The 6000-nt window shown below is 35.5% G+C and carries 4 protein-coding genes; all 4 read left to right on the top strand.

What is annotated here, in order from left to right:
- The first annotated feature begins 274 nt into the window (after positions 1-274).
- The 4 genes from ACE1OF_RS17590 to ACE1OF_RS17575 all read left to right on the top strand — a co-directional run bounded on the left by ACE1OF_RS17590 (position 275) and on the right by ACE1OF_RS17575 (position 5841).
- Entirely contained in the window at positions 275-1435 is a 1161-nt protein-coding gene (locus tag ACE1OF_RS17590; RefSeq protein ID WP_448896063.1) for a hypothetical protein, read from the top strand.
- Positions 1436-1443: 8 nt separating this feature from the next.
- A complete protein-coding gene (gene ovoA / locus ACE1OF_RS17585; protein ID WP_448896064.1) occupies positions 1444-3540 on the top strand; it encodes a 5-histidylcysteine sulfoxide synthase in 2097 nt (698 codons plus the stop codon).
- A gap of 223 nt (positions 3541-3763) precedes the next feature.
- A complete protein-coding gene (locus ACE1OF_RS17580) occupies positions 3764-4921 on the top strand; it encodes a PQQ-dependent sugar dehydrogenase (protein WP_448896062.1) in 1158 nt (385 codons plus the stop codon).
- A 479-nt stretch (positions 4922-5400) separates the two neighbouring features.
- Complete coding sequence (locus tag ACE1OF_RS17575; RefSeq protein WP_448896060.1) at positions 5401-5841, top strand: SRPBCC family protein; 441 nt, start codon at positions 5401-5403, stop codon at positions 5839-5841.
- Positions 5842-6000 lie beyond the last annotated feature (159 nt).

Genomic DNA, 6000 nt, shown 5'->3' with positions numbered 1-6000 from the left:
ATTAAACATAGTTACTCTATATTTCTTCAATTTTGTGATGTTATCAGTTTGCTAATGAGCTCCCAAAGGGCGAGTTTAAAAGGCTTATATGCGGCGTTATTGATTTTGACAAGGGAATGACATTCTCTTCAATCAATGCCTTGCCTCTAAGCCTTTTAATTCTCACTGAGTGGGAAAGAACTTAATCAACTTGGTATAACTAGTAAAAAACATAATGACCTTATATGCTAATTAACCTACGTTAATTTTTAAAAACGTTATTAAAGGATTTTTTTTGAGTAAGCAATCACTGGATACCTTGGCGATTACTGCTATTGAGATCCTCCAATCCTACCTTAACTCACTTGGCCTTTCTGCCCATATTCATTTTGAATTAGAAGGTTGTGTTCGTAATAAAATACAACAAACCATCGCGATTAACTTTGCAAAAATTAATAAAAAAATAGCTGAGCATGGCATTGAAGGGCAACTTGTACCCGAATATTGGCGTAACCAATGGGAATATGTTTCCTTGTTTGCGGGTCAATCTCCCTTAAAGGAAGCTCATAACCTAACAAATATTATAAAACTATTACCTTCCTTGTTTAAACAACAGAATATTGATGAGGTATTAATTAAACCCGTTGTTTGGAGTGGCGACCAAGCACAACTGTTACTGGGCAGCAAAAATATTTTTCAAGGGCTTAATAAAAGTATTCATATTCCTAATGCTATACAAACCAATATCAGTATTAGTGATGATCAGGGAAATAACTTAATTGCAGATTCCCGTTTAGGAGAATGTTTACAGCAGTGTTTAATGAATACGAGTTATGGGTGTGCTTTATTATTTTTGCCTGAGCATGATGCCTATGAGCGATTAACATTAAAAAATAAATATGGGCTAAATGATGAATTATGTTCCCCCACCGATATTTCAGGGGGTCATCAAGGTAGTATTGCCTTGTATCGTCAGTACGGTAAACATAATCAAGTGCTTGGTGAAGATGTATTAATTGTGAACCATTTAAACGAACCACTCGTAAAACAAGTTAATTGGCAAAAAACAGCACGTATAGAACATCGTTTAGGGGCATCAAGCTTACATTATAATGCCTATGTTAATGTGATTTTCGCCTTATTAAATGTGGTTGATGCAGTAAAAGTGTTTCGTGACAAAAGTAATAAAGAACTATCAGTTACATCCTCATCATCACCTTTATCAACCCCATTACCTTCATCACTTTTTGATGATAAAGAAGCGTTAGGGGCGTATAGTTTATTTAAACAAGATAACTGGTTTGAACAAAGTTTGAATCAAATTGAATACGTTATGGTAGCACCTAATAATGGCCAACCATTGGGGATTGGTAGCGAAATAAAGCGTGCTATTTTGAATAAGTATCATAATAAAAAGATTGTGCTAACAACAAGCACTAGGACAGATTTTGACTAATGAATAACATGAATCAAGCTAAAACACCTTGGCTAACAGGGACTTCTGTTGACGAGAAACGAGCAGAAATAAAACACTATTTTCATAATACTTGGCAAACCTACGAAAGTTTATTTGCATTAATCAATAATGACGATGCGTATTATCTAAGGCCTGAGCCATTAAGACATCCATTGATTTTTTATTTTGGTCATACCGCTACTTTTTATATTAATAAATTAATCTTAGGTAAATACATTAAACATCGTATTAATCATTCACTTGAAGCAATTTGTGCTGTGGGTGTTGATGAAATGAGCTGGGATGATTTAGACAGCAGGCATTACAACTGGCCAAGTGTTGCAGAAGTAAAAACCTATCGTTATCAAGTGTATGATCTTGTGAATCAATTGATCGACTCAATGGATTTATCACTGCCTATCAGGCAAAACTCTCTAGCTTGGGTGATTTTGATGGGCTGCGAACATGAACGTATACACTTAGAAACATCGTCAGTCATTATGCGCATGCTTGAATTGAAACACTTAACAGCTAATGCACAGTGGCAACCTTGTCACTATACAGGTAATGCTCCCACAAACGAATTAACGCCTGTTAAAGGTAAACCAATTACATTAGGTAAAAAAGATGACGATTTAACCTATGGTTGGGATAACGAGTATGGCGAACTAAGCCTTAACGTTGATGATTTTCAGGTAGCAAAATATTTAGTTTCTAACCAAGAATATCTAACCTTTGTTGAAGCAGGGGGATATCAAAACCAAGATTATTGGACAAAAGAAGGTCAACAATGGTTAACCTATACAAAAGCGTTAATGCCGCGCTTTTGGCGCAAACAAAACGATACATATTTACAGCGGAATTTAACCGAAGAAATACCGTTACCGCTTAACTGGCCCGTTGAAATTAATTACTTAGAAGCAAAAGCCTTTTGTAATTGGAAAACTCTGACCACAAAACAAAATGTGCGTTTGCCAACAGAAGCTGAATGGATGACGCTTCGCGATACCATAGAAGAAGACTTAACCTCTTGGCAAGAAGCCCCTGGCAATACAAACCTTGAATACTTTGCCTCTTCTTGTCCTGTTGATACATTTGAGCACCAAGGTATTTATGACATTTTGGGAAATGTGTGGCAATGGACTGAGTCAACCATTGATGGTTTTAATCATTTTAATGTACATCCATTATATGATGATTTTTCAACACCCACATTTGACGGTAAGCATAACCTAATTAAAGGTGGCTCTTGGATCTCAACAGGTAATGAAGCCATCAAGTCATCAAGGTATGCCTTTAGACGTCATTTCTATCAACATGCGGGTTTTCGTTATGTCATCTCAAAAACAAAAGAAATTCCTATAACTGCGGTTAACCCATATGAAACTTCCATTGAAATTTGCCAGAAAATAGCGCAAGAGTATAACCCTAAAACTCAATATATTTCAGAGTTAGTGTCTTTAATTAATACAGCTATCACTAACACAGGTACATTAAAAGATCGGTTGTTAAACTTAGGCTGTGGCGTTGGTCGAGTGGCTTTTGAATTATCACCAAACTTTAAACATATTGATGCTGTAGATTTTTCTGCACAAACAATACAGCACGCCGTTAAGTTACAACAGCAAGAAACAGTACGTTACACCACCATTAATGAAGGAGATATAGTTGATTTTCACCAACTATCATTACGTGATATAGCTTTACCTAGCTACGGAAAAAATATTTTATTTAGCCAAGGCGATGCCAGTAACTTAAAACAAAAGTTTACGAGATATAGCGTTGTGGTAATGGATCAGGTTCTTGAAAAAAGCTATCAGCCTAAACAGGTGTTAGCAAATATTATCGAACGCCTACTTCCTCGAGGTATATTGGTCATTGCTAGTAGCTATTGTTTTAATGAATCAATAACTACAAAAGAAAATTGGTTAGGTGGTATTAAAGTTAATGGAGAAAATGTGACTGGCTTTGATGGCTTACAAAACCAATTAACTAAGCATTTTACCTTAGTAAACCAACAGCCATTAACAACAATTAATACACTTAATTCGCATCAAGCTATTTCAACGTTAATTGATGTAACGGTATGGCAAAAATGTTGCTAACAGTGATACCAACTTAAAACCTACACTGATAAAAATTAAATCAATGGTAAATAATTTTGCTATAGGTGCTTAATCACAAGCTATAAACATAAGTTGTGTTTATACCCGCTCCACTTGAAGATGCAAGATTCAGCTGGAACGGGTATAGGTACCCATTTCATTTTACATTACCTGTAAATTGACTATTATTGGTAAAGCTTCCTTTTAAATAAATAATTTTATAATGACCAAGCTTATAATGAACAAATTACGTAAAATACTTTTAGCCATGATGTTATGCTCAGCATGCTTTTCATGTTCTGGTTTCAACCAAGGCACACCTAAAATTAATCAAGCAGAATCAGCCAAGAACTATACTGCACAGATTTATGTAAGCAATACCGCAATTACTTGGGGCATGGCTTGGTTACCTAATGGTGATATGCTTTTCACCCAACGCAGTGGTGAATTACGCTTAGTTAAACAAGGCAATCTTGTTGCTGAGAATATTTCTGGTTTACCTAAAATAGAAGTAGGCGGCCAAGGAGGATTACTCGATATTGCTTTACATCCTAATTATGTAAACAACGGTTGGTTATATCTTTCTTATACTAAAGCTGACAATAAAGGAAATAAAAGTACCGCGATTATGCGCGCAAAATTGCAAGGTATGACACTAACCGAAAAACAAGATATTTATGTGGCGCAAGCTTACGGTGACAAAGGCGTCCATTTTGGTAGTCGGTTAGCATTTGATAACCAAGGCTATTTATATTTTTCAATTGGTGATCGCGGTCAACGTGATGTTAATCCGCAAAAGATAAATCGTGATGCAGGTAAAATATACCGATTACAGGATGATGGCCGTATTCCTAAAGATAATCCTTTTTTCTTAAACAAGCTAGCCAAAAAAGCCATTTACTCTTATGGTCATCGCAACCCACAAGGTATGGCGAAGCACCCTGTTACTGGTGAAATATGGACTCATGAGCACGGCCCTCGTGGTGGCGATGAAGTGAATATTATTACCAAAGGTAACAATTATGGCTGGCCAATCATTAGCTACGGCATTAATTACAGCGGTACATCATTTACCGACATTACGGAAAAAGAAGGCTTAGAACAACCCCTTTGGTACTGGGATCCTTCCATTGCGCCTTCAGGCATGACCTTTGTTACCAGTGATAAATATCCTCAATGGCAAGGAAATTTACTCGTTGGTTCATTAAAGTTTGGCTATGTGGTGATGTTAACACTCGACGGTAATAAAATTGTCAAAGAAGAAATAGTGAAAGATGGATTGACTCGAGTCCGAAATATTAAACAAGGTCCTGACGGTTATATATACATTGCTATTGACGGCCAAGGAATTTATCGATTAATGCCTGTTAAATCGATATAAGTTAAAGATATTAAATTACTCCCACCCTATAGTTTTCATTAGATCTCACACATAAATGATCCAAATAACATTAGTATTCAACCTTTATTGAAATAAAAAGATACATATGATGCATTATTTAGATTATATCTCCTTAAAGTAATGACACAGGTGAAGCACCCCCTTAACCAAACAATCATAACCAACTGAACTTAATGACTTTTATATTCTGGAACGAAATTTGCTCTATGCTCTATGAATAAAGCACAACATTGTTAGGTACAACATAATAAATAAAATGAGTTGAATCAGTGGAATGTATAAATGCAATACACAGTATTATCATCTATATTTTCAACTCTTTATGTTTATAAACTCATTCATCCAATAAAAAGTGATATTACATGAACATAATTACCTCTTTTAAACAAAATATAATAAACAAGTGTAAATGTTGGTCTTCTCTGGTTTTTGTTTTAGCACTGCTCGGGTGCAACTCAATGCCTTCTGCAATAGAAAAACTCCACGTAGAAAAAACCTTAATCATTAATGCAACGGCACAACAGGTTTGGGCCTTTGCAGGAGAGTGGACAGGAATTGATAATTTAGCACCTGCAGTCATTACTAGCATTTTATCTAACGGTAATGAAGTCGGTTCATTTCGAATAATAAACCTCAAAGGCGGCGGTGTGATAGAAGAAGAAATGGTTGATAAAAGCGCAACAAATTATAGCTACATCATCAAAAAATCACCTCTTCCTGTATCTAATTACAGATCAACGATAGGTGTAAAAGACCTTGGTGATGGCACCAGTGAATTCAGTTGGAAAAGCAGTTTTATGGCTGATGGTGTGCCAGACGTTCAAGCCATTAAGATTATCACTGAACTTTATGAAGGTGGGCTTGAGGTACTTAAAAATAAATACCCTTACAAAAAGTGATATCGGCTTATTTTATCTAATTCAGCCTAAACAGGCTTTAACATAATGTAACGTAAACTTAGCGCTTTAAGTTGAAGAAATACAACAACTACAGAGATAACAATGTTACCTCTGTACATTAAAAACTTATTTTTTCTTATTCTGCTTTATCGCTATTCA

It is taken from the genome of Colwellia sp. E150_009 (genome assembly GCF_053543955.1).
This window is presented reverse-complemented; position numbering and strand designations above follow the sequence as displayed.